The organism is Achromobacter spanius (genome assembly GCF_003994415.1).
Classification (GTDB): Bacteria; Pseudomonadota; Gammaproteobacteria; order Burkholderiales; family Burkholderiaceae_B; genus Achromobacter; species Achromobacter spanius_C.
The window spans coordinates 6,062,141-6,081,887 of record NZ_CP034689.1; the positions used below are offsets into that span (position 1 = coordinate 6,062,141).

A 19,747-nucleotide genomic window follows, 5' to 3' on the forward strand; every position below is an offset into this window, starting at 1 on the left:
CGGTTACAGCCTGGCTGCGTCCTGCGCCAGGTGCGTACGGATCAGCTCGGCAATGCTGCGCTGGCGCGTGGCCTGCATGCGGTCGATCACGCTGGACACGCTGACCGCCAGACGCGGGTAGCCGCTGGCATCGCACAAGGCCACGCCGACGCCCAGCACACCGGGCACGGCGGCGTTGCCCACCACCGACCAGCCCCGGCCTCGCGTGTTCTCCACCAGGCGCCGCATGTGCGCGGCCGTCATGCCGCCATACGCGCTCAAGGCTTGCGCGTTTTGCGTCACCACGTCATCGGCTTCGCCCGGCGGCAAGGCCGCCAATAGGGCCAACCCCGCCGCGCCCACCCCCAAGGGTTGGCGATGGCCCACCGTGACCGCCAGCACCTGCACGGCATAGTTGCCGACCTCGCGGTGCAGGCACAGCGAATCGTTCGCTGCGCGGCAGATCAGAAAGGCGGAATCACCCGTTACATCGCTGATCTGGCGCAGTATCGGCCGCAGCCGCCGCACCGCCTGCGCGTGGGGGTCGTCCGCCATCATCACGCCCAGTTCCGCCATCCGCCAGCGCGGTGCATTCGGCTCGCGCAGCGCGTAGCCCTCTTCCATCAGCACATCCAGGTACCGGTAGACGGTAGACCGCTGCATTCCCGCCGCACGCGCGATATCAGTCACGTGCATGCCGGCCGCCCCGGCCTGGCGCAACACCCCCAGCACCCGCAGCCCACGACGCAAAATGCGCGGACCAGTCTCTTCCGATTCAAGTTTGTTCATATTTTGGACACGCTGCGTTGATGACGCCCTGGACTAAGCCCAATATGAAGACGGGCAGACAGAGATTTGTCCAAATACTAGACAAACAGGACGGAGACAACAATGAAGACATTCACCAGCAGGCTGGCCGCCATCGCGGCCGCCCTGAGCGGCACGCTTGCCCTCAATGGCGCTTCGCTAGCGGCCGCGCCCTATCCGGATCGACCCGTGACCATCGTGGTGGGCTACGCCGCGGGCGGCGCCACCGACATCGTCGCGCGCTTGATGGCCAAGTCGCTGTCTGAAGAGCTTGGGCAGAGTTTCGTCGTTGAGAACAAGACGGGCGCCAACAGCAACATCGGCGCGGAAATCGTGTCGCGCGCCACGGCCGATGGCTACACGCTGTACATGGGTTCCATCGCCAACACCATCAATCGCTCGCTGTACAGCAAGCTCAACTACGACATCCTCAAGGACTTCAAGCCCGTTGGGTTGGTCGCCACCATTCCCAACATCCTGGTGGTGAATCCCAAGGTGCCCATCAAGACGGTGCAGGAATACATCGCTTACGCCAAGGCCAACCCTGGCAAGCTGACCTGCGCCTCGTCAGGCAGCGGCTCGTCCATTCATCTGTCGTGCGAACTCTTCAAGATGGAAACCGGCACCGACATCCTGCACGTGCCGTATCGCGGCAGCGGCCCGGCCGTGGCCGATCTGCTGGGCGGCCAGGTGGATTCCATGTTCGACAACCTGCCGTCGTCGCTGCCGCATGTGCAGGCCGGCAAGCTGCGCGCGCTGGGCGTCACGTCGCCCAAGCGGCTGGAAGCCACGCCCGACGTGCCCACATTGGCTGAATCCGGCCTGCCCGGCTTCAACGTTGAATCCTGGTTCGGCCTGATGGCGCCCACTGGCACGCCCGACGCCGTCGTCAAGCGCTTGAACGAGGCCTTGAACAAGGCGCTGGCCAGCCCGGCGGTGCAGGCGTCATACAAGCAGGCGGGCTTTTACGCGCCGCAGCCGCCGAATTCGCCCGAGACCTTTGGCAAGAAGATCACCAGCGAAATCGACAAATGGGCCGCCGTGGTCAAGCGCGCCAACATCAAGGCCAACTAGGTTTCAAGGAGCACCAGGTGACCCCGATCGATTTTTTCTTCCGCGCCGCCGAGCAGTATCCGCAGCGCGTGGCGCTGGACGGCCCCGATGGCGTCGTGACCTACGCCGAACTCGCGGCCGACACGCGGGCGCTGGCGGCGGCCTTGCAAGACCTGGACCCCGAGCCGCAAACCCGCGTGGCCATCTGCGCGGGCAATTCCGCGCGGCACATCCTGGCCTTGCTGGCGGTGATGGCCAGCGGCAAGGTCTGGGTGCCGCTTAATTACCGCAGCACCGAGCGCGAGATCGGGCGCATCCTGGACGCCACGGCGCCGTCGATCGTCATCGTCGACGGCGTCGGGGCGCCGCTGGCGCGCGCGTCGGATGGCGCGCGCATCCATCTGGACGACAGCGCGGAAGCACTGGCGGCGGGCACGCTGCTCAAGCGTTATGCCGGGCGCGAGCCTGTGCGCCACGACTTGTCACGCGATGCCACGCAGGCCATCAAGTTCACGGGTGGCACGACCGGGCTGCCCAAGGGCGTGATGCAACCGTACCGCGCGTGGAACGCGGGCATCATCAACCAGATCGCCAGCTGGGAACTGAGCAGCGACGACCGCTACGTGGTGTCCGCCCCCATCACGCACGGCACGGGCACCTATCTGCTGCCCATCCTGGCGTGTGGCGGCGCGCACCTGCTGCTGGACAGCGTGACGCCGGCCAGCATCACGGCGGCGTTTCGCGAACGGGGCGGCACGCTGAGCTTCATGCCGCCCACGCTGATCTACATGATCATGGCGCAGGAAGGCGTGTCGCGCGCCGACTTCCCCAGGCTGCGCAACCTGATCTACGGCGGCGCCCCGATGCCGCCGGAAAAAGTCGACCGCGCGCGCGAGTTCTTCGGCCCCGTGCTGGGCACCACTTACGGCCAGACGGAAGCGCCGCAGATCGTCACGGTGCTGCGCCCCGCCGACCTGGAAACGCCCGAGAACCGCGCCTCGGTCGGCCGGGTGACCTGGCTGTCGGACGTGGCCATCATGGGCGCCGATGGCGCGCTGCTGCCCCGGGGTGAAATCGGAGAGGTGGTGGTGCAGGGCGACCTGACCATGACCGGCTACTGGCGCCTGCCCGAGAAAACGGCCGAAACGCTGGTGGACGGCTGGCTGCACACGGGCGACACCGGCCTGATCGATGCGCGCGGATTCCTGTACCTGAAAGACCGCCTGCGCGACGTCATCATCACGGGCGGCTTCAACGTGTATCCCGTGGATGTCGAAAACGCGCTGTCGGCGCACCCCTCGGTGTACGAATGCTCGGTGTTCGGCCTGCCCGACGACAAATGGGGCGAGGCCGTGCACGCCGCCGTCCAGCTACACCCCGGCGCGCAGGCCGACGCCGAAGCCCTCAAAGCGCATGTGCGCGCGCTGCTGGGCCCGGTTGCCACGCCCAAACAATTCCATTTTCACGACAGCCTGCCGCGCTCCAGCGTGGGCAAGGTGTTGAAGAACGCCGTGCGCGACGCCGCGCAAAAGGAAACCGCATGAGCACTACCCCCGAGACCCGTCTTTGCGCCCACCACCTGACCGGCATGTCTTACCGGGATGTGGATCTGGTTGAAGACCTGATCGGCAAGAAGACGTTTACCGAAGTCATGATCATGCAGATCCTGGGGCGTGACGCGCGCCCCGTGGACATGCGTATCGTTGACGCCGTGCTGGTGACGCTGATGGAACACGGCATGACGCCCAGCGCCATCGCCACGCGCCTGATCTACATGAGCGCGCCCGAGAACCTGCAAGGCGCGGTCGCCTCCGGGCTGATGGCCGTGGGCAGTCAGTTTGTAGGCACCATGGAAAACTGCTCGCGCCTGCTGGACCGCATCAAGCAAGCCGCGGATGGCCGGGCCGAAGCGCTGGCCATCGCGCGCGAGTTCCGTGAACAGCGCCGCGCCCTGCCCGGCTTTGGTCACCATCTGCACAAGCCCGACGACCCGCGTTCGATCAAGCTGCTGGCGCTGGCCGAAGCCGAGCCGGACCTGGACGGCGCATCGCTGCGGGCGCTGCGCCTGCTGGCGACAGCGGTAGACGAAACCTATGGCAAGCACATCACCATCAACGCCACGGGCGCGGTGGCGGCGCTGCTGAGCGAGATCGGCGTGCCCACCGACCTGATGCGCGGCTTTGCCGTCATCTCGCGCGCGGCCGGGCTGGTGTCGCATGTGGCCGAAGAGCAGCAGAGCCCGTCGGGCCGCTACATCTGGGAAACCATCGACCACGCCATTCCCTATGTGGGCAAGGGCAAAACGCATCAGCAGGACGGCGAGGGCTCGGCATGACGGACACGGCCAATGCTGCCACAACGGCTACCGCCCCCACCCCTGGCAGCGCGCGCCTGGCAGGCAAGATCGCCTTGGTGGCAGGCGCCGGCGCGTCGGCCACCGGCTGGAGCATCGGCCGTGCAAGCTGTGTGACGTTGGCGCGCGAAGGCGCGGCGGTGGTGGCGCTGGACGTGGACCTTGCTGCCGCCGAAGACGCCGCGCATCAGGTCGAGCTGGCGGGCGGCAGCGCCTTGCCCGTGCAGGCGGACGTGGCCGACCCGGACGCCATGCAGGCCGCGGTGGACGCCGCGCTGCGCCGCTACGGGCGTATCGACATCCTGCAAGCCAATGCGGGCATCGGCAAGGTGGGCGGGCCGGAAGACATTTCGTTGGACGACTGGAACCGTATCCAGCAAGTGAACGTGACCAGCCTGCTGATCGCCACGCGCCTGCTGGCGCCGCTGATGCGCCAGCAAGGCGGCGGGGCCATCGTGGCGGTGTCGTCCATCGCGGGCATCCGCTATACCGGCTATCCGCACCTGGCGTACAGCGTCAGCAAGGCCGCGGTGATTCATTTTGCGCGCATGGCGGCGCAGCAATACGCGGCCGACGGCATTCGCGTGAATACCGTCATTCCCGGCCTGATCGACACGCCGCGCGTGGCGCAAAACGTGGCGCGCATGTTCGACCCCAACGACCTGCAGGCGGCGCTGGCCGCGCGCGACAAGCAGGTGCCGATGGGCCGGATGGGCACGCCCTGGGAAGTGGCCAAGGCCGTGGCCTTCCTGGCATCGGACGATGCGTCCTACATCACCGGCACGGAACTGGTGGTGGACGGCGGGCTGACGGGCAAGTACGCCTGACGCGCAGTGCGTCAGACGCGGCGCCCGTTGCAGGCGGCGCGGGTATGGCGGGTATGGCAGGTATGGCGGCTTACCAGGACGTGGAATATGCGCCCGGGAACTGCTTGGCCACAAACGCCTTCACCTCGTCCGACTGGTACGCCTTGATGAAGCGCGCGATGCGCGGGTCATTCTTGTTGTCTTCGCGCGCGGCAATCACCACGGCGGCGAACGGCGCGTCCTTGCTTTCCAGCGCCAGCGCGTCCTTGGCGGGCGACAGGCCGGCCGGGATGGCATAGGCGGAATTCACCGCCGCGGCGTCCACATCCGACAGCGAATGCGGCAACTGTGCCGCTTCGATCTCGATGAACTTCAGCTTCTTGGGGTTCTCGACCACATCGAACAGCGACGCCGTCACCGTGACGCCGTCCTTGAGCTTGATCAGCTTGGCCGCCTGCAACACCAGCAACGCGCGGGCGCCGTTGGTCGGGTCGTTGGGAATGGCGACCTTGCCGCCTTGCGGCAGCTCGTCAAGCGACTTCAGGCGCTTGGAATAGATGCCCATCTGCTGCACCACGGCGGTCGCCACCGGCACCAGCTTGTAGCCGCGCGCCTTGTTCTGCGAGTCCAGGAAGGGCTTGTGCTGGTAGATGTTCAGGTCCAGCTCCTTGGCGTCCAGCGCCGCGTTGGGCTGGATGAAGTCGCTGAACTCAATCAGCTTCACTTTCAGGCCCTGCTTGGCCGCCACCTGCTGCACCACTTCACCGATTTGCGCGTGTGGGCCGACGGTGACGCCCACCTTCAGTTCGGCGTCCTGCGCCATGGCTTGGGTGCCGGCGAATCCGAGCACGGCGGCAAAAATGGCGAGGGTATGGCGAAGGCGCATAGGAAGCTCTGCATGTAAAAAGAATGACCCGCGATTCTATGCAGCGCGCTACCAAACTGGAAGCGATGAATATTCATATTGATATGAGCCAAATCGTATAAAGCACCGCCCCATGACAAGCCCGCCTCATGCGGACACAATAGCGGCTGCTTTCAATTACACGCCTTGCGCCATGTCCACCACCCACGAACTCCACCCGCACGCGCGCGCGCTGCTTGCCGACCACTACGCCGCCATCGATGCCGACCTGCCCGCGTTGCTGGACTTGCTGTTCGCCCGCAGCGCCGGCGAAGACTGGCACAAGGCCGGCACCTTCAAGCATCATCTGCTGGGCGTGTACCGCACGCTGGCGCTGTGGAACCAGCCACGCGAAGTGCGAATGCTGGGTCTGTTCCACAGCGTCTACGGCAACGAATACGTGGACTTGACGCTGTTTGACCGCGAGCGCGAACGCTCGACCCTGCGCGAGGTACTGGGCGAAGAGGCCGAAGCCTGGGTCAGCCTGTTCTGCGAGATGCCGCGCACGAAGTTCGTGCAGGTGGTGCTGGCGGGCCAAGGCACGGGCCACGACGGCATGACGCTTGAAGGCGCCAACGGGCAGGTCTTTACGTTGACGCCACGCCAGGTTGCCGCGTTCATCGTCGTGTCCGCCGCCGACATCGGCGAACAATGGCATAGCTGGCAAGACGAGATCTTCGCGGGCTATCCGCAGCAGCAGCGGCGCGATTTGAAAACGAACTGGGCGTCGTCGCTGTGGCCCGGTCCGCTGAAGCCGCCGTCGAACATTTTGTCGATGTTGTCGCACCTGCTGGCGCCCTTGTCGCGCATGCCCGCCGATACGGGCATCCCCATTCCCCCGGCGTTCGACGCCTGCCGCGCCACGCTCAGCGCGCGCGACGAGGCGGCCGCCAGCGCGCTGTACTGGCAAGTCATCACGCGCATGCATCCACTGACGGAAATGGACAGCGCGCGCCATCTGCTGGAAGCCGCCGTTGAACACAACCCCTGGGTGGGTGAACCCCGCCTGCTGCTGGCGCAATTGGCGCTGACCGCGGGCGATTTCGATGCAGCCCAAGCGCATGCGGCAGCGGGCCTGGCGGCCTTGCAAGCCTGGGGCACGGCATGGGACAAGCGGATTGAGTGGGCGGGCTGGATGGCCTGGGCGCGCATCGAACTGCAAAACGCGCGCGCGCGCCAATGGCCGGAAAACCTGGCCGCGCTGAATGGCTTGGGGTTGGTGGAGTAAGCCCGCGCGACCACCATGCAAACAGCCCCGCATGCGGGGCTGCTTCATCTTCACGCTAGATGTTCACGCTACATGTGCACGCTACCGAAGCAAGTCGGCTACTTCATGCCTTCCCAGTGCGGGCCGGGCACGACGATGTCGAACATTTCCAGCACGCGCGCCACGGTGTGGTCCACCATTTCTTCAATGCTTGCCGGGCGGTGATAAAACGCCGGCAGCGGCGGAAACACGATGCCGCCCATTTCGGTCACGGCGGTCATGTTGCGCAGGTGCGCCAGATTGAAGGGCGTTTCGCGCACCATCAGCACCAGGCGCCGACGTTCCTTCAAGGTGACGTCGGCGGCGCGGGTGATGAGGTTATCGGACAGGCCATGCGCCACGGCCGCCAGGGTGCGCATCGAACATGGCACGATCACCATGCCCGCCGTCTGGAACGCGCCGCTGGCCAGCGTGGCGCCCACGTCGCGCACTGAATGCACGTGGTCAGCCAACGCATAGATGTCGTGGCGGCTGACGTCCATTTCGTGCTTGATGTTCAGCACGCCGGACGCCGACACCACCAGGTGCGTCTCAACATCGTCCACGCCACGCAAGGCTTGCAGCATGCGCACCGCGTAGAGCGCGCCGGTGGCGCCCGTGATGCCGATGACAAGTCGCCGCATGGGCGGCTTAAGCCGTGGCGCCGGATTGCTCCAGCAGCGTCTTCAGTTCGCCGGACTCATTCATTTCGTTCATGATGTCCGAGCCGCCGATGAATTCGCCCGCCACGTAAAGCTGGGGGATGGTGGGCCAGCTGGAGAATTCCTTGATGCCCTGGCGGACTTCGTCGTCTTCCAGCACGTTGACGGTAACCAGCTTCTTCACGCCACAGCCCTTGAGGATCTGGATGGCCTTGCCGGAAAAGCCGCATTGCGGGAATTGGGCAGTGCCCTTCATGAACAGCACGACGGGGTGCTGGGTCACGGTTTCGCGGATGAATTCTTGAACGTCGCTCATGGTGGTCTCTTGGACAGGCATAACGGAATACGCCAATTATAGGTACAGCGGAAAAAACGGCCGTAAATACCCGTAAAGCTGGGCGGATACCTGCCCCCCGCGCCGGGCGCCCCGGGCGGGCTTTTCGCGGGTTTCCCGCCCTGAAAATCTGTAACAACCGGGACGGTCAACGCCCCCCGGCCGGCCAGCGCCCGCCGGAAATTCTTTCAATGCCCGCCAGGTCATGCCGGCTGTGCACCGATTCAAAGCCCGCGTCCTCCAGCAAGCCGCGTACCGCCTGCGCCTGGTCCCAGCCATGCTCCATCCATAGCTGCGCGCCCGGCTTCAGGTGCGCGCCGGCGCCGGCCACGATGCGGCCCAGGTCTTCCAGCCCGCCCGCGCCATCGGTCAGCGCGCCACGCGGTTCGAAGCGCAAGTCGCCCTGGTCCAGGTGCGGGTCGTTATTGGCGACATAGGGCGGATTGGACACGATCAGGTCAAAGCCTTCGCCCGCGGGCACGGCGTCAAACCAACTGCCTTCCACGAAACGCACCGACGCGGTCAAGTCCCAGGCGTTGGCCGCCGCCACCTTCAGCGCGGCGGCACTCAGGTCAGACGCCATCACCCGCGCGTCGCGGCGCGCCAGGGCGATCGAAATGGCGATGGCCCCGCTGCCCGTGCCCAGGTCCAGCACGGCCGGCCCCGCGATACCCGCCACGCATTCCAGCGCGGTTTCCACCAGCACTTCGGTGTCGGGGCGCGGTATCAACACGTCGGGCGTGACGCGAAACCGGTGGCCCATGAATTCACGATGGCCCAGCAGATACGCCATGGGTTCACCGGCCAGGCGGCGCGCCAGCAAGGTCTCGAACGCCGCCGCCACATCGGGCGACAGCGGGTCGGTGTCGTGCGCCAGCAGCCAGGCGCGCGGCTTTTGCAGCACGTGTTCAAGCAGCATGCGAATTTCCAGGCGCGGCAGGCGCGTGTCCAGCAGCAGGCTTTTCAGCTGGGGCGTCGTCATGGCGCCGCCTTAGATGTCGTCGCCCAGCGCCGCCAACTGCTCGGCCTGATGCTCGGCGATCAGCGCGCCGGTCAGCTCTTCCAGGTCGCCTTCCATGATCTGCTGCAACTTGTACAGCGTCAGGTTGATGCGGTGATCCGTCACGCGGCCCTGCGGGAAGTTATAGGTGCGGATGCGCTCGGAGCGGTCGCCCGTGCCGATCAGGCTTTTGCGCTCGGCGGCTTCCTTGCTTTGGCGTTCGCGCGTTTCCTTGTCTTTCAGACGCGCGGCCAGCACCTGCATGGCCTTGTCCTTGTTGCGGTGCTGGGACCGGTCGTCCTGGCATTCCACCACCAGCCCCGTGGGCAAGTGCGTGATGCGCACGGCGGAATCGGTCTTGTTGATGTGCTGGCCACCCGCGCCGCTGGCACGGAACGTATCGATGCGCAGGTCATTGGCATTGATGACGATTTCCGACATCTCGTCGGCTTCGGCCATGACGGCCACGGTGCAGGCCGACGTGTGGATGCGACCCTGCGCTTCGGTGGCGGGCACGCGCTGCACGCGGTGCGCGCCGGACTCGAACTTCAAGCGGCCGTAGGCGCCGTCGCCGTCAATGCGCGCGATTACTTCCTTGTAGCCGCCCAGTTCCGAGGCGCTTTCCGACATCAGCTCGACGCGCCAACCACGCGTTTCCGCGTAGCGCGTGTACATGCGCAGCAGGTCGCCCGAGAACAGTGCGCTTTCGTCGCCGCCCGTGCCCGCGCGGATTTCCAGGAACACGCTGCGCCCGTCATTGGGGTCGCGCGGCAGCAGCAGCAATTGCAGCGCGCTTTCCAGGCTTTCCAGCTTGACGCGGCCCGACTTGATCTCGTCTTCGGCCATGGCCTTCATGTCCGGGTCGGACAGCATTTCCTGCGCGGTCGCCAGGTCTTCCTCGGTGCGAGCGAAAGCGGTGAAGGCCTCCACCACGGGTTCCAGCTCGGCGCGTTCGCGCGAGAGCTTGCGGAAACGGTCCATATCGGACGCGGTTTCCGGTTGGGCGAGCAACGCGTCCACCTCGATCAGGCGGTTACACAGATGCTCCAGCCGGCTGCGCATGGAAGATTTCATGGGGAATGACCAAAGAGAAAACAGGAATAGCGGGCGCCCACAAAGACGAACGCCCGCCAGGAGGCGGGACGTGGGGCAGATTCGCTAACGGCGGGAGTCGCGGCCGGGGAACAGGCGCGGCATCCAGGCAAGCAGTTGCTTGCGGTCGTCGCCTTCGCTGCGGTTCAAGGCCGCCAGCGGGCCGTGCAGGTATTTTTGCGTCAGCCCATGCGCCAGTTGTTCCAACACGGCTTCGGGCGATTCGCCGCGCGCCAGCAGGCGGCGCGCGCGTTCGAGTTCAGCGGCGCGGACGTCTTCGGCGGCCTGGTGCAGGTCGCGGATGACGGGCACCACTTCGCGGGACTGCATCCAGTGCATGAAGCCCTGGACGCGGGTTTCGATAATGGCTTCGGCCTGCACCACGGCGGCGCGGCGCGCGTCGGTGCCGGTCTGCACCAGGCGGCCCAGGTCATCCACCGAGTACAGGTAGACGTCGTCCAGGCGGCCGACTTCAGGTTCGATGTCGCGCGGCACGGCCAGGTCGATCATGACCATGGGGCGGTGGCGGCGCAGGCGCGTGGCCCGTTCCACCATCCCCAAGCCGAGGATGGGCAGGGAGCTTGCCGTACAGGACACGATGACGTCGAATTCCGACAGGCGCTCGGTCAGGTCGGCCAACTTCATGGTGCTGGCCGAAAAACGGTTGGCCAGGATTTCGGCGCGCTCGGCCGTGCGGTTGGCCACGACCATGCTGCGCGGGCGTTGCGCGGCAAAGTGGGTGGCGCACAGTTCAATCATTTCGCCCGCGCCGATGAACAGCGTGCGGGCCTGGTCCAGGTTGCCGAACACGCGCTCGGCCAGGCGGACGGCGGCGGCGGCCATGGACACCGACTGCGCGCCGATGGCGGTTTGCGACCGCACTTCCTTGGCCACCGAGAACGTGCGCTGGAACATCTGGTGCAGCAAGGTGCCCAGCGATCCGGCTTCGCCGGCGGCGCGCACGGCGTCTTTCATCTGGCCGACGATCTGGGTTTCACCCAGCACCATGGAATCCAGCCCGCTGGCCACGCGGAAAGCGTGACGCACGGCGTCGTCTTGGTGATGGCGGTACAGGTGCGGGCGCAGCGTGCCGGCGTCCAGGCGGTTGTGTTCAGCCAGCCAGGCGGGCAATTGATCGGCAACGTGGCCGTCAGCGGCGCAATAGATCTCGGTGCGGTTACAGGTGGACAGGATGGCGGCTTCGCGGACGGAACCGCCGAATGCCGAACGCAGGCCTTCCAGCGCGGGCTTGACCAGATCGACGGGCATGGACACGCGCTCGCGAACCGAAACCGGCGCGGACGTGTGGTTCAGACCGAAGGCAAGGACAGCTACCGACATGGAGGATGCGTAAAAGACTGCCACGAAATAACTGAAAGATTATACCCCTGCGGGTTATCCCCAGCGCAGTTCCGCCCCCAGCCGCGACCCTGCGTCGCACCTTTCCGTGCCATTCACCCAACAGTCGGGGCGGGAACCGGGGAGGAAAAATAGTTGGCGATCTGGCCCCGCCTTGCTGGCGTGGCCCAAAAAAATTGTGTATAGTTGCGGACTTCGTTGGCCTGGTAGCTCAGTCGGTAGAGCAGAGGATTGAAAATCCTTGTGTCGGTGGTTCGATTCCGCCCCAGGCCACCAAAAGAATTATTGGGGTTGCGGTAGCAATATCAAGATCTCAAAAAAGCCCAGCCGCCGCGCTGGGCTTTTTGCACCGGTGTACGTGTTGGCCTGGTAGCTCAGTCGGTAGAGCAGAGGATTGAAAATCCTTGTGTCGGTGGTTCGATTCCGCCCCAGGCCACCAAAAATTCAAGCATTGAGCCCCGCCTTGGCGGGGCTTTTTGCGTTTGGCGCTGCCCTTCTTTCTTACGACGCCTTTCTTATCATCGAATCCTAACCTTATCGTAATCTTATCGAAATCTTGTCAGATGATAAGATTTGAGCCTTAATCTTGTCACTGAGACAAGATTAGCCCGCCGCGCTATCGACAAGGTCCCGCCCCTGATGACCCCGCCTACCCTTGCCAGCCTGTCACCCCGGCATGAAGCCATGCTGCGCCAGATACTGGCCGCCAAGCGGCCCATAGAACCTGGAGCACTAGAGCAAATCCTTCAAGTTTCCCGGCCCACCATCAACCGGATTTTGCGGGATTTGGTCGCCACCGGCTTTCTGGAAAAGCTGGGTGCAGGCCGAGCCACCCGCTACATGGCCACCGAAGCGGCCAAGTCTGCCCTGGCCGTGTTGCCCACACCCGCAACACCCGCAAGCGCGCCGCCACCCACTGGCCGGCTGCAGTGGTCGCCAGCGGCCTTGCCATTGATTGAAGCGCTGCGTGCACCTTTGGGAACCCGCCACCCGGTGGGCTACGAAAGCAGCTTCGTCGCTAACTACGTTCCGAATCAGTCCAGCCTGCTGCCACCGACGCTCGCCACGGACTTGTACAACGCAGGCCGTAGCCAAGATCAGCAACCCGCGGGAACGTACGCCCGCGAGGTGCTGGAGCAATTGCTTATCGACTTGTCCTGGTCATCGTCGCGCCTGGAGGGCAACAACAAGAGCTTGCTGGACACCAAGGAACTCTTCGAGCTTGGCGAGCAAGCCGACCCCCTCGACGAAGACACCCTGATGTTGCTGAACCACAAGAACGCCATCGAGTTCCTGGTCGACGCGGTGCCTACCGAAGGCATCACCGTGCCGGTCATCGTCGACCTGCAGGCCAAGTTAATGAGGGATCTATTACGAGACTCACGCGACATAGGCCGCTTCCGTCGACGTCTGGTGAATATAGATGGCTCTGTCTACTCACCAAACAACATCCCCACGTTCCTGGAAGAGTCACTGAATGCCATCGTCGACAAGGCTCGCCACATTCACAATCCGGTTGAAGCGGCATTCTTCCTTTGGGTCAATGTGGCTTATCTACAGCCCTTCGCGGACGGCAACAAGCGCACAAGTCGCCTGAGCGCCAACATGCCGCTCTTGCTGCATAACTGCGCCCCCCTGTCTTTCCTGGATGTGGAGCGCACGGACTACGCCATGGCCATGCTTGGCGTCTATGAACAGCGCAACGTCGCCGCAGCGGTGGAGTTGTTTGAGTTCATCTATCGTCGATCCATCCAGAAGTACAGCGTATTGCGCGCCTCCCTATCCGTCCCCGACCCGCTTCGCGCCCGGTATCGACAGAGCCTCAATGAGATCATGCAGTTCGTCGTCTTCTATCGCCGAACGCTGGCGGACACATTGTCGGAGGTGTCGGTAGAGCCCGACGACGTCGAGGCATTGCGCACCATCGCGAACACTGAACTGGACCACCTCGAGCAATACAACTGCGCCCGCTATAACCTGGCTAGAGGCATGACGCAGAAGTGGATTGACGCTGGGCGACCTCGGTAGCTGGCAGGCCCGAAACTTCCCCCGCATTGCGGGTTAACATTGCCTCTGCTCCGGGGTGCACGCCAGTGCTGAGAATCAAACCCGCGAACTTGACCCGGTTCATGCCGGCGTAAGAAGAGCATTCGCCCTGCCGCGCCTTTGCGCCGCTTGTGCGGGCGGGCTTCGGAGCTTCCCTGTATTGGAATCAACGAACGCCCATGAACAACGCCGCCCCGCCCGTCGCGGAACTCCTTGAATTCATTGCCCAGGACGGCTGCACCGACGCGCAGTTTGATCAGCTTGCGCTGCGGCTGTTTGCGTATCAGTACGGCGCCAACGCCCCCTACCGCGCGTTCTGCCAGCGCCGGGGCGCGACGGTGCGCAATGTGAAGACCTGGAGCGACATTCCCGCCGTGCCCATCGACGCCTTCAAGGCGATGGAACTGCGCTGTGAACCCGCCCGCCCCGACGAGCGCGTCTTCATGACCAGCGGCACCACGCGCGCCGACATGCGCGGGCGCCACTTCCACCCGCACCTGGACGTCTACGACCTGTCCATGACGCGCAACTTCGCCGCCCGCGTCATGCGGGGCACGCCGCGCTTGCCGATGGGCATTCTGTTCCCGGACGAAGTCGCCATGCCCAATTCGTCGCTGGCGCATTACCTGGCGCTGGCCAAGACCGCGTTTGGCAGCGACGACAGCCGCTATTTCATGTCGCCCCAGGGCATCGATCTTGATGGCTTGTGGCGCCGCCTGGAAGCCGCCGAGCGCGATGGCGAGCCCTACGCCCTGCTGGGCGCCAGCTTCAGCTTCGTGCATGTGATCGACGCGCTGCGCAAGGCAGGCCGAACGTTCCGCCTGCCGCCGGGCAGCCGCATTCTGGACACCGGCGGCTACAAGGGCCAATCGCGCGAATTGCCGCTGGACACGTTCTATGCCGAACTATCGGACCTGCTGGGCGTGCCGCGCGCGCTGTGCATCAACATGTACGGCATGACGGAACTCAGCACGCAGTTCTATGACGACGGCAACGCCATGGTCCCTTCCGTGAAATCGGGGCCGCACTGGATCCGTTCGCGCCTGGTGGACCCTGTCACGGGGCGCACGGTGCCGGCCGGCGAACGCGGCATTCTGGCGCATTGCGACCTGGGCAACTTCAATTCGGTCAGCACCATCCTTACCGAAGACGTGGGCGAACCCGCCGACGGCGGCTTTTTGCTGCTGGGCCGCGCCGAGGGCGCGCAGGCCAAGGGTTGCTCGCTGGCGGTCGAAGAATTCATTCAGTCCACGCGGCCATGAACGCGCAACGGATCGACGCGGGCTATCTGCCGGGGCTGGCTTCGGCCGATGTCCAATGGCAGACGCTGCCCTTCGAGCAGGATGGCCAGCGCGTCGACGTGGCCGTGCCGGTGCTGACCGCCCCGCAGATGCGGGCGCTGGCGCAGCGCGTCAAAGAGGCCAGCGCCCAGCATCTGAAGACGATGACGGTGTCGGAAATCATCAACGTCATCGACCGCGCCATCGCTCGCCTGCTGGATCCCAACGACCCATACCGGCAACAAGCCGACGCGCTGCTGCCGATCGTCAGCGGCTACGACGCGCAGATGGTGCGGCTGGGCCTCACCGGCTTTTTCAAGACGTTTCGCGCGCCGCAACTGCACCGCTTTGTGGCCGAGGACTTCGCCAACCCCAAGGTGCTGGACGGCTTTCAGCCCGCGCCGAAAGGCGGCGCGGTGCGCGCCCATGGCCCGCAGTTGCTGGTGCATAGCTGGGCGGGCAACGTGCCCGCGCTGGCGTTGTGGAGCCTGATCTGCGGGCTGCTGGTGAAGGCGGGCAATATCGGCAAGCTGCCCAGCGCCGAGCCGCTGTTTGCCGGCTGGTTCGCGCGCCTGCTGGCGGAAGTGCATCCGCCGCTTGCCGATTGCCTGGCCGTGGTGTGGTGGCGCGGCGCGGGGGACGACGATGCCGCCGCGCTCTACGCGCAGGCGGATACGGTGGTGGCTTACGGCGGCAACGACGCGCTGCACGCCATTCAGCAACGCCTGCCCGTCACTACGCGCTTTCTGGCGCATGGCCACAAGCTGGGCTTTGGCGTGGTCAGCGCGGCGGCGCTGGACGCGCAGAAGGGCCCCGCCCTGGCTCGTCGCGCGGCCTGGGATGTGATGCGCTACGACCAGCAGGGCTGTTACTCGCCCCAGGTTTTCTACGTGCAGCGCGGCGGCCCGGTATCGCCGCGCGACTTTGCCGGCTATCTGGCGGGCGAACTGGCCAATCTGCAACGCCGCTTTCCGCGCCGCGCGCTGGACCTGGCGGAATCCGCCGCGGTGGCGAAGTGGCGGCAGACCATCGAATGGCAGTTGCCGGATGGTGGGGCCGACGCGCTGATCGGCGAGCCCGACGCGGCATGGAGCGTCTCGTACACCGATGCCGCCGCGCCGCTTGCGCCCACGGCTCTGCAACGCAGCATCGTGGTGGCCGGCGTCGACACGCTGGATGACGTGGCGCCGTTGGTGGCCGCGCATAGCCGCTATCTGCAAACAGCGGGCGTGGCAGCCACGCCCGAAGAGCTCTACCGCCTGGCCGATCAACTGGGCGCGGCGGGCGTCACCCGCATCAGCGCCATCGGCGCGATGAGTCTGCCCGAAGCCGGCTGGCATCACGACGGCCGCTTCAACCTGCTGGATCTGGTTCGCATGACCGAAATCGAGCAATCCGCCGAAGCCGCCGCCGACCCTTACGCGCCGTACGAACCATGATGGCGGACCCGTCCCGGCCCTTTCTTCACATCGAAGAGGCGGTCTACACCTACCCCGGCCGCGCGCCCATCGTGAACGGCATCGACTGGCGCCTGCAAGCCGGCGGCTTTCATTGCCTGGTTGGCCGCAGCGGCTGCGGCAAGACGACGCTGCTGAAACTTGCCGCCGGCCTGATCACGCCGCAGTCCGGCCGCGTCGTGCTGCAAGACGGCACGCCCGCCGCGCCCGGCCCGCAACTGGGTTATGTGTTTCAAGCACCCACGCTGCTGGAATGGCAACGCGTGGTCGACAACGTGCTGCTGCCCGTGTCGCTGCAACGCCGGCCGCTGCCGGAAGACCTGGAACGCGCGCACGGCTTGCTGGCCATGCTGGGGCTGTCCGACCATGCACAACACTATCCCCGCCAGCTATCCGGTGGCCAACAAAGCCGCGTGGCGCTGGCGCGGGCCTTGATTCTTGAACCGGCCTTGCTGCTGCTGGATGAACCGTTCGCGGCGCTGGACGCCATCACGCGCGGCGAGCTGCAAGACGACCTGCTGCGCATGTGCCGCCTGCGCAATACCACCGTGCTGTTCGTCACCCACGACATCAGCGAAGCGGTGTACCTGGGCGACCGCGTCGCGGTGATGCACCAGGGCCGCATGCTTGCCGACCTGCCGGTGAACCTGCCCGCGCCGCGCACGCAAGCCATGCGCCATGGCGCGGCATTCAATGCGGCCTGCGCGCAGGTATTTGAATTCATGAACGGGGCGCGCCCATGAAGCCGAGCGCCATCAAAGCGGCGACCCAGGCCACGATCAAGCCCCGCCTGCTTGCCCTGGCGCTGCTGGTGCTGCTGCTGGCCGCGTGGGAAATCACCGTGCGGCAGGTGGGTATATCAGCACTGGTGCTGCCCGCCCCCACGGCTGTGGCGAAGACGCTATGGACCAGTCTTGCCACCGGCTACCTCTGGCCCCACATCGGCGCGACGCTTGCCGAGATGCTGCTGGGCCTGGCGATCGGCGGCGCGGCGGGGCTGGGCATCGGCGTGGCGCTGGCGGAATCCGCCTTGCTGGACCGCGTGCTCAAGCCCTACGTCATCGTCAGCCAGGTGGTCCCCAAGCTGGCGCTCGCGCCGCTGTTCGTGCTGTGGTTCGGCTTCGGCATGGCGCCCACCGTGGTCATGACCGCGCTGATCTGCTTTTTTCCCTTAATGGAAAACACCTTGACCGCCTTGCGGCAGGTCGACCCGAACCGGCTGCAACTGTTCCGCATGCTGGGCGCTACGCGTGCGCAGACCCTGTTGCGCCTGAAACTGCCCGCCGGGCTACCCGGCATTCTGGCCGGCCTGCGCGTGGCGCTGGTGCTGGCGCTGGTGGGCGCCGTGGTGGGCGAGTTCATTGGCGCCAGCCGGGGGCTGGGCGCCGTCATCATCGCCGCGCAAGGCATGATGGACACGCCCCTGATGTTCGCCGCGCTGACCGCCATCGCCATCATCGGATTGCTGGGCTATCAGGCCACGCTGCTGCTGGAACGGCGCCTGCTGCGCCCCTATGCCGATCAATCATGACTCTCTTCCGGACCCCTTCCATGCCTCCGCACCCCACCCGCCGCGCCCTGCTGACCGCCGCCGCAAGCCTTGCCGCCGTGTCGCTGACGCCCCTGGCCACCCTGGCGCCGCGAACCGCGCGCGCCCAAAACGCCCAGGCCGCCGCGTCCGGCAGGGTCACGGTGGCCGGCTGGAGCAAGCCCATCAGCGAAATCACCAATCTGCTGGCCGAACCCGATAAAGGTTTCTTCAAGGCCCAGGGCGTGGAACTGGTCTACCTGCCCGGCGCGGGCGGCGGCGACGCCATCCGCAACATCCTCAGCGGTCAGGCCGACGTGGCCTTCACCGACCCCGGTTCGTTCTTCATGGCCTTGGACAAGGGCGAGAAGCTGCGCGCCATCTACGACATCTATCCGCAGAACGTGTTCAACGTGGTGTCGCTGAAGTCGGCCAACATCACACGGCCCGCCGACTTGAAGGGCAAGCGCATCGGCGTCTACAGCCTGGCCAGCGGCACCCGCCAGAACCTGCTGGTGATGCTGCATCAGGCGGGCCTGACCGAAGCCGATGTGGAAATCGTGGTGACCGGCGTGCTGAACTTCGCGCCGCTGCTGCAAGGCCAGGTAGACGCCACCGCCGCCACCGACACGGGCTTGCTGGTTGGGCGGCGGCGCGGCCTGGGCGAGGTCCACGTCATGGAAGTGCGCGACACGCTCAACGTGTCCAGCGACCTGTTCGTGGTGCGCGAAGCGGTCTATCAACAAAAGCAGCCGCTGCTGCGGGCATTTTTGAAGGCGTATCGCGACAGCGCCGCATGGATGATCGCCCAGCCGGAAGAAGCCGCCACCCTGGCCGGCAAACGCGCCATCGACGGCACCGACCGCGCCATCAGCCTGGAAGTGATCCGGCTGCGCAATGCGGCCGCGACCGCCGCCGGTCGGCCGCTGGGCGCGCTCGACCTGGGCTCGCTGCAACAGACCGCCGACGCCTACCGCGCGTTGGGCCTGATCGAAAAGCCCATCGACATCGCAGCCGTGGTCGACACCGGCCTGCTGCCGGGAGACTGACATGGACGCCTCAAAGAAATTCGCCGGCAAGGTCGTATTGGTAACGGGCGCCAGCCGAGGCATTGGCGCCGAGATCGCACGCGGTTTCGCGCGCGAAGGCGCGACGGTGGTCGTCAATTATTTGAGCAATAGCGCCGCCGCCGAGGCCGTGGTGGCGCAATGCCAGGCGGCGGGCGGCGACGCCTGGGCCGTGCAGGCCGACGTGGGCGTGGCGGACGCGGTACGCGCCATGGTGGACGGCATCGTGCAAGACGCCGGCCGGCTGGATATCGTGGTCAACAATGCTCTGCGGCACTACACGTTCGACCCCCGCCAGCGCACGGCCTTCGACGCCTTGTCGTGGCAGCACTACCAGTCGCAGTTCGAGGGATCGGTGGGCGCCGCGTTCAACGTCTGCCACGCCGCGCTGCCGCATTTCAAGCAGCGCGCCCAAGGCTGCATCGTCAACATCGCCAGCAACCTGATCGAGCACCCCGTCGTGCCGTACCACGACTACACCACCGCCCGGGCGGCGCTGGTGGCGTTCAGCCGCAACTTGGCGGCCGAACTGGGCCCCTACGGCATCCGGGTCAACTGCGTGGCGCCCGGTCTGGTCTACCCAACCGAGGCCAGCGGCGGCACGCAGGAGGCATTCCGCGACACCTTGATTGCCGCCACACCACTACGCCGCATCGCCCGGCCCGAGGATGTAGCCGGCCCGGTGCTGTTCCTGGCGTCCGACTGGAGCGGCTTCATGACCGGGCAGGTGCTGTTCGTGGACGGCGGACTGGTGATGCGCTAGAGTGGATAGCC

Annotated in this window: 19 protein-coding genes, 2 tRNA genes and 1 riboswitch; of the genes, 14 read left to right on the forward strand and 7 right to left on the reverse strand. The window is 65.7% G+C overall.

Translation table 11 applies throughout. The features are described 5' to 3' along the window. Positions 1-3: 3 nt before the first annotated feature. The gene (locus ELS24_RS27710) at positions 4-768 is read right to left on the reverse strand and encodes an IclR family transcriptional regulator (RefSeq protein WP_127185962.1); all 765 of its coding nucleotides are present in this window, start codon (positions 766-768) and stop codon (positions 4-6) included. A 102-nt stretch (positions 769-870) separates the two neighbouring features. Here ELS24_RS27710 and ELS24_RS27715 point away from each other — a divergent pair, with 102 nt between their 5' ends. Genes ELS24_RS27715 through ELS24_RS27730 form a run of 4 tightly spaced genes read left to right on the forward strand, consistent with a single transcriptional unit; the run spans position 871 to position 5,019 of the window. After that, positions 871-1,860, forward strand: a complete 990-nt coding sequence (locus ELS24_RS27715) for a Bug family tripartite tricarboxylate transporter substrate binding protein (RefSeq protein ID WP_050445886.1) — start codon at positions 871-873, stop codon at positions 1,858-1,860. A 17-nt stretch (positions 1,861-1,877) separates the two neighbouring features. Continuing rightward, positions 1,878-3,383 carry a class I adenylate-forming enzyme family protein gene (locus tag ELS24_RS27720; RefSeq protein WP_127185963.1) on the forward strand — a complete coding sequence of 502 codons (1,506 nt, stop codon included), beginning with the start codon at positions 1,878-1,880 and terminating at the stop codon, positions 3,381-3,383. Beyond that, the gene (locus tag ELS24_RS27725) at positions 3,380-4,174 is read left to right on the forward strand and encodes a citryl-CoA lyase (RefSeq protein ID WP_050445885.1); all 795 of its coding nucleotides are present in this window, start codon (positions 3,380-3,382) and stop codon (positions 4,172-4,174) included. Before ELS24_RS27720 ends, ELS24_RS27725 begins: the two co-directional genes overlap by 4 nt. Further along, the gene (locus ELS24_RS27730; protein WP_127185964.1) at positions 4,171-5,019 is read left to right on the forward strand and encodes an SDR family NAD(P)-dependent oxidoreductase; all 849 of its coding nucleotides are present in this window, start codon (positions 4,171-4,173) and stop codon (positions 5,017-5,019) included. Before ELS24_RS27725 ends, ELS24_RS27730 begins: the two co-directional genes overlap by 4 nt. Before the next feature lie 70 nt (positions 5,020-5,089). Here the strand turns inward: ELS24_RS27730 and ELS24_RS27735 are convergent, their stop codons facing one another. Then, positions 5,090-5,884 carry a MetQ/NlpA family ABC transporter substrate-binding protein gene (locus tag ELS24_RS27735; protein ID WP_127185965.1) on the reverse strand — a complete coding sequence of 265 codons (795 nt, stop codon included), beginning with the start codon at positions 5,882-5,884 and terminating at the stop codon, positions 5,090-5,092. 172 nt (positions 5,885-6,056) lie between these two features. Here ELS24_RS27735 and ELS24_RS27740 point away from each other — a divergent pair, with 172 nt between their 5' ends. Further along, positions 6,057-7,130, forward strand: a complete 1,074-nt coding sequence (locus ELS24_RS27740) for a DUF6817 domain-containing protein (RefSeq protein WP_127185966.1) — start codon at positions 6,057-6,059, stop codon at positions 7,128-7,130. 98 nt (positions 7,131-7,228) lie between these two features. Here ELS24_RS27740 and ELS24_RS27745 read toward each other — a convergent pair whose 3' ends face one another. The 5 genes from ELS24_RS27745 to hemA all read right to left on the reverse strand — a co-directional run bounded on the left by ELS24_RS27745 (position 7,229) and on the right by hemA (position 11,577). After that, positions 7,229-7,792 (reverse strand): UbiX family flavin prenyltransferase, encoded by a 564-nt coding sequence (locus ELS24_RS27745; protein ID WP_050445881.1) that lies wholly within the window; start codon positions 7,790-7,792, stop codon positions 7,229-7,231. A gap of 7 nt (positions 7,793-7,799) precedes the next feature. Beyond that, complete coding sequence (grxD, locus tag ELS24_RS27750; protein WP_006227137.1) at positions 7,800-8,126, reverse strand: Grx4 family monothiol glutaredoxin; 327 nt, start codon at positions 8,124-8,126, stop codon at positions 7,800-7,802. Between the two features lie 166 nt (positions 8,127-8,292). After that, positions 8,293-9,126 (reverse strand): peptide chain release factor N(5)-glutamine methyltransferase, encoded by an 834-nt coding sequence (prmC, locus tag ELS24_RS27755; RefSeq protein ID WP_127185967.1) that lies wholly within the window; start codon positions 9,124-9,126, stop codon positions 8,293-8,295. A 9-nt stretch (positions 9,127-9,135) separates the two neighbouring features. Beyond that, positions 9,136-10,218, reverse strand: coding sequence for a peptide chain release factor 1 (gene prfA, locus ELS24_RS27760; RefSeq protein ID WP_050445879.1), 1,083 nt, complete (start codon positions 10,216-10,218; stop codon positions 9,136-9,138). 84 nt (positions 10,219-10,302) lie between these two features. Then, the gene (gene hemA / locus ELS24_RS27765) at positions 10,303-11,577 is read right to left on the reverse strand and encodes a glutamyl-tRNA reductase (protein ID WP_050445878.1); all 1,275 of its coding nucleotides are present in this window, start codon (positions 11,575-11,577) and stop codon (positions 10,303-10,305) included. A gap of 218 nt (positions 11,578-11,795) precedes the next feature. Here hemA and ELS24_RS27770 point away from each other — a divergent pair. From ELS24_RS27770 to ELS24_RS27810, 9 genes are all read left to right on the forward strand, one after another. Continuing rightward, a tRNA-Phe gene (locus ELS24_RS27770) sits at positions 11,796-11,871 on the forward strand. Between the two features lie 87 nt (positions 11,872-11,958). Next, positions 11,959-12,034, forward strand: a tRNA-Phe gene (locus ELS24_RS27775). A gap of 200 nt (positions 12,035-12,234) precedes the next feature. After that, positions 12,235-13,623 carry a Fic family protein gene (locus ELS24_RS27780; RefSeq protein ID WP_050445910.1) on the forward strand — a complete coding sequence of 463 codons (1,389 nt, stop codon included), beginning with the start codon at positions 12,235-12,237 and terminating at the stop codon, positions 13,621-13,623. A 41-nt stretch (positions 13,624-13,664) separates the two neighbouring features. Further along, positions 13,665-13,756, forward strand: a riboswitch (TPP riboswitch). A 64-nt stretch (positions 13,757-13,820) separates the two neighbouring features. Then, positions 13,821-14,903 (forward strand): long-chain fatty acid--CoA ligase, encoded by a 1,083-nt coding sequence (locus tag ELS24_RS27785; protein ID WP_127185968.1) that lies wholly within the window; start codon positions 13,821-13,823, stop codon positions 14,901-14,903. Next, positions 14,900-16,360, forward strand: a complete 1,461-nt coding sequence (locus tag ELS24_RS27790) for an acyl-CoA reductase (protein ID WP_127185969.1) — start codon at positions 14,900-14,902, stop codon at positions 16,358-16,360. Before ELS24_RS27785 ends, ELS24_RS27790 begins: the two co-directional genes overlap by 4 nt. Continuing rightward, positions 16,357-17,121: an ABC transporter ATP-binding protein gene (locus ELS24_RS27795; RefSeq protein ID WP_127185970.1), complete on the forward strand. Its 765-nt coding sequence runs from the start codon at positions 16,357-16,359 to the stop codon at positions 17,119-17,121. Before ELS24_RS27790 ends, ELS24_RS27795 begins: the two co-directional genes overlap by 4 nt. Beyond that, positions 17,118-17,909 carry an ABC transporter permease gene (locus ELS24_RS27800; RefSeq protein ID WP_127185971.1) on the forward strand — a complete coding sequence of 264 codons (792 nt, stop codon included), beginning with the start codon at positions 17,118-17,120 and terminating at the stop codon, positions 17,907-17,909. The genes ELS24_RS27795 and ELS24_RS27800 overlap by 4 nt, the downstream gene beginning before the upstream one ends. A 20-nt stretch (positions 17,910-17,929) precedes the next feature. Beyond that, the gene (locus ELS24_RS27805) at positions 17,930-18,955 is read left to right on the forward strand and encodes an ABC transporter substrate-binding protein (protein WP_127185972.1); all 1,026 of its coding nucleotides are present in this window, start codon (positions 17,930-17,932) and stop codon (positions 18,953-18,955) included. Position 18,956: 1 nt separating this feature from the next. Continuing rightward, a complete protein-coding gene (locus ELS24_RS27810) occupies positions 18,957-19,736 on the forward strand; it encodes an SDR family oxidoreductase (protein WP_127185973.1) in 780 nt (259 codons plus the stop codon). Positions 19,737-19,747: the final 11 nt, after the last annotated feature.

Coding starts and splice junctions, on each gene's coding strand:
- ELS24_RS27740 (WP_127185966.1), top strand. CDS start 6,057: ATGTCCACCACCCACGAACTCCACCCGCACGCGCGCGCGCTGCTTGCC.
- ELS24_RS27710 (WP_127185962.1), bottom strand. CDS start 768: ATGAACAAACTTGAATCGGAAGAGACTGGTCCGCGCATTTTGCGTCGT.
- prfA (WP_050445879.1), bottom strand. CDS start 10,218: ATGAAATCTTCCATGCGCAGCCGGCTGGAGCATCTGTGTAACCGCCTG.
- ELS24_RS27725 (WP_050445885.1), top strand. CDS start 3,380: ATGAGCACTACCCCCGAGACCCGTCTTTGCGCCCACCACCTGACCGGC.
- ELS24_RS27730 (WP_127185964.1), top strand. CDS start 4,171: ATGACGGACACGGCCAATGCTGCCACAACGGCTACCGCCCCCACCCCT.
- ELS24_RS27780 (WP_050445910.1), top strand. CDS start 12,235: ATGACCCCGCCTACCCTTGCCAGCCTGTCACCCCGGCATGAAGCCATG.
- ELS24_RS27715 (WP_050445886.1), top strand. CDS start 871: ATGAAGACATTCACCAGCAGGCTGGCCGCCATCGCGGCCGCCCTGAGC.
- prmC (WP_127185967.1), bottom strand. CDS start 9,126: ATGACGACGCCCCAGCTGAAAAGCCTGCTGCTGGACACGCGCCTGCCG.
- ELS24_RS27805 (WP_127185972.1), top strand. CDS start 17,930: ATGCCTCCGCACCCCACCCGCCGCGCCCTGCTGACCGCCGCCGCAAGC.
- ELS24_RS27810 (WP_127185973.1), top strand. CDS start 18,957: ATGGACGCCTCAAAGAAATTCGCCGGCAAGGTCGTATTGGTAACGGGC.
- ELS24_RS27790 (WP_127185969.1), top strand. CDS start 14,900: ATGAACGCGCAACGGATCGACGCGGGCTATCTGCCGGGGCTGGCTTCG.
- ELS24_RS27785 (WP_127185968.1), top strand. CDS start 13,821: ATGAACAACGCCGCCCCGCCCGTCGCGGAACTCCTTGAATTCATTGCC.
- grxD (WP_006227137.1), bottom strand. CDS start 8,126: ATGAGCGACGTTCAAGAATTCATCCGCGAAACCGTGACCCAGCACCCC.
- ELS24_RS27745 (WP_050445881.1), bottom strand. CDS start 7,792: ATGCGGCGACTTGTCATCGGCATCACGGGCGCCACCGGCGCGCTCTAC.
- ELS24_RS27800 (WP_127185971.1), top strand. CDS start 17,118: ATGAAGCCGAGCGCCATCAAAGCGGCGACCCAGGCCACGATCAAGCCC.
- ELS24_RS27795 (WP_127185970.1), top strand. CDS start 16,357: ATGATGGCGGACCCGTCCCGGCCCTTTCTTCACATCGAAGAGGCGGTC.
- hemA (WP_050445878.1), bottom strand. CDS start 11,577: ATGTCGGTAGCTGTCCTTGCCTTCGGTCTGAACCACACGTCCGCGCCG.
- ELS24_RS27735 (WP_127185965.1), bottom strand. CDS start 5,884: ATGCGCCTTCGCCATACCCTCGCCATTTTTGCCGCCGTGCTCGGATTC.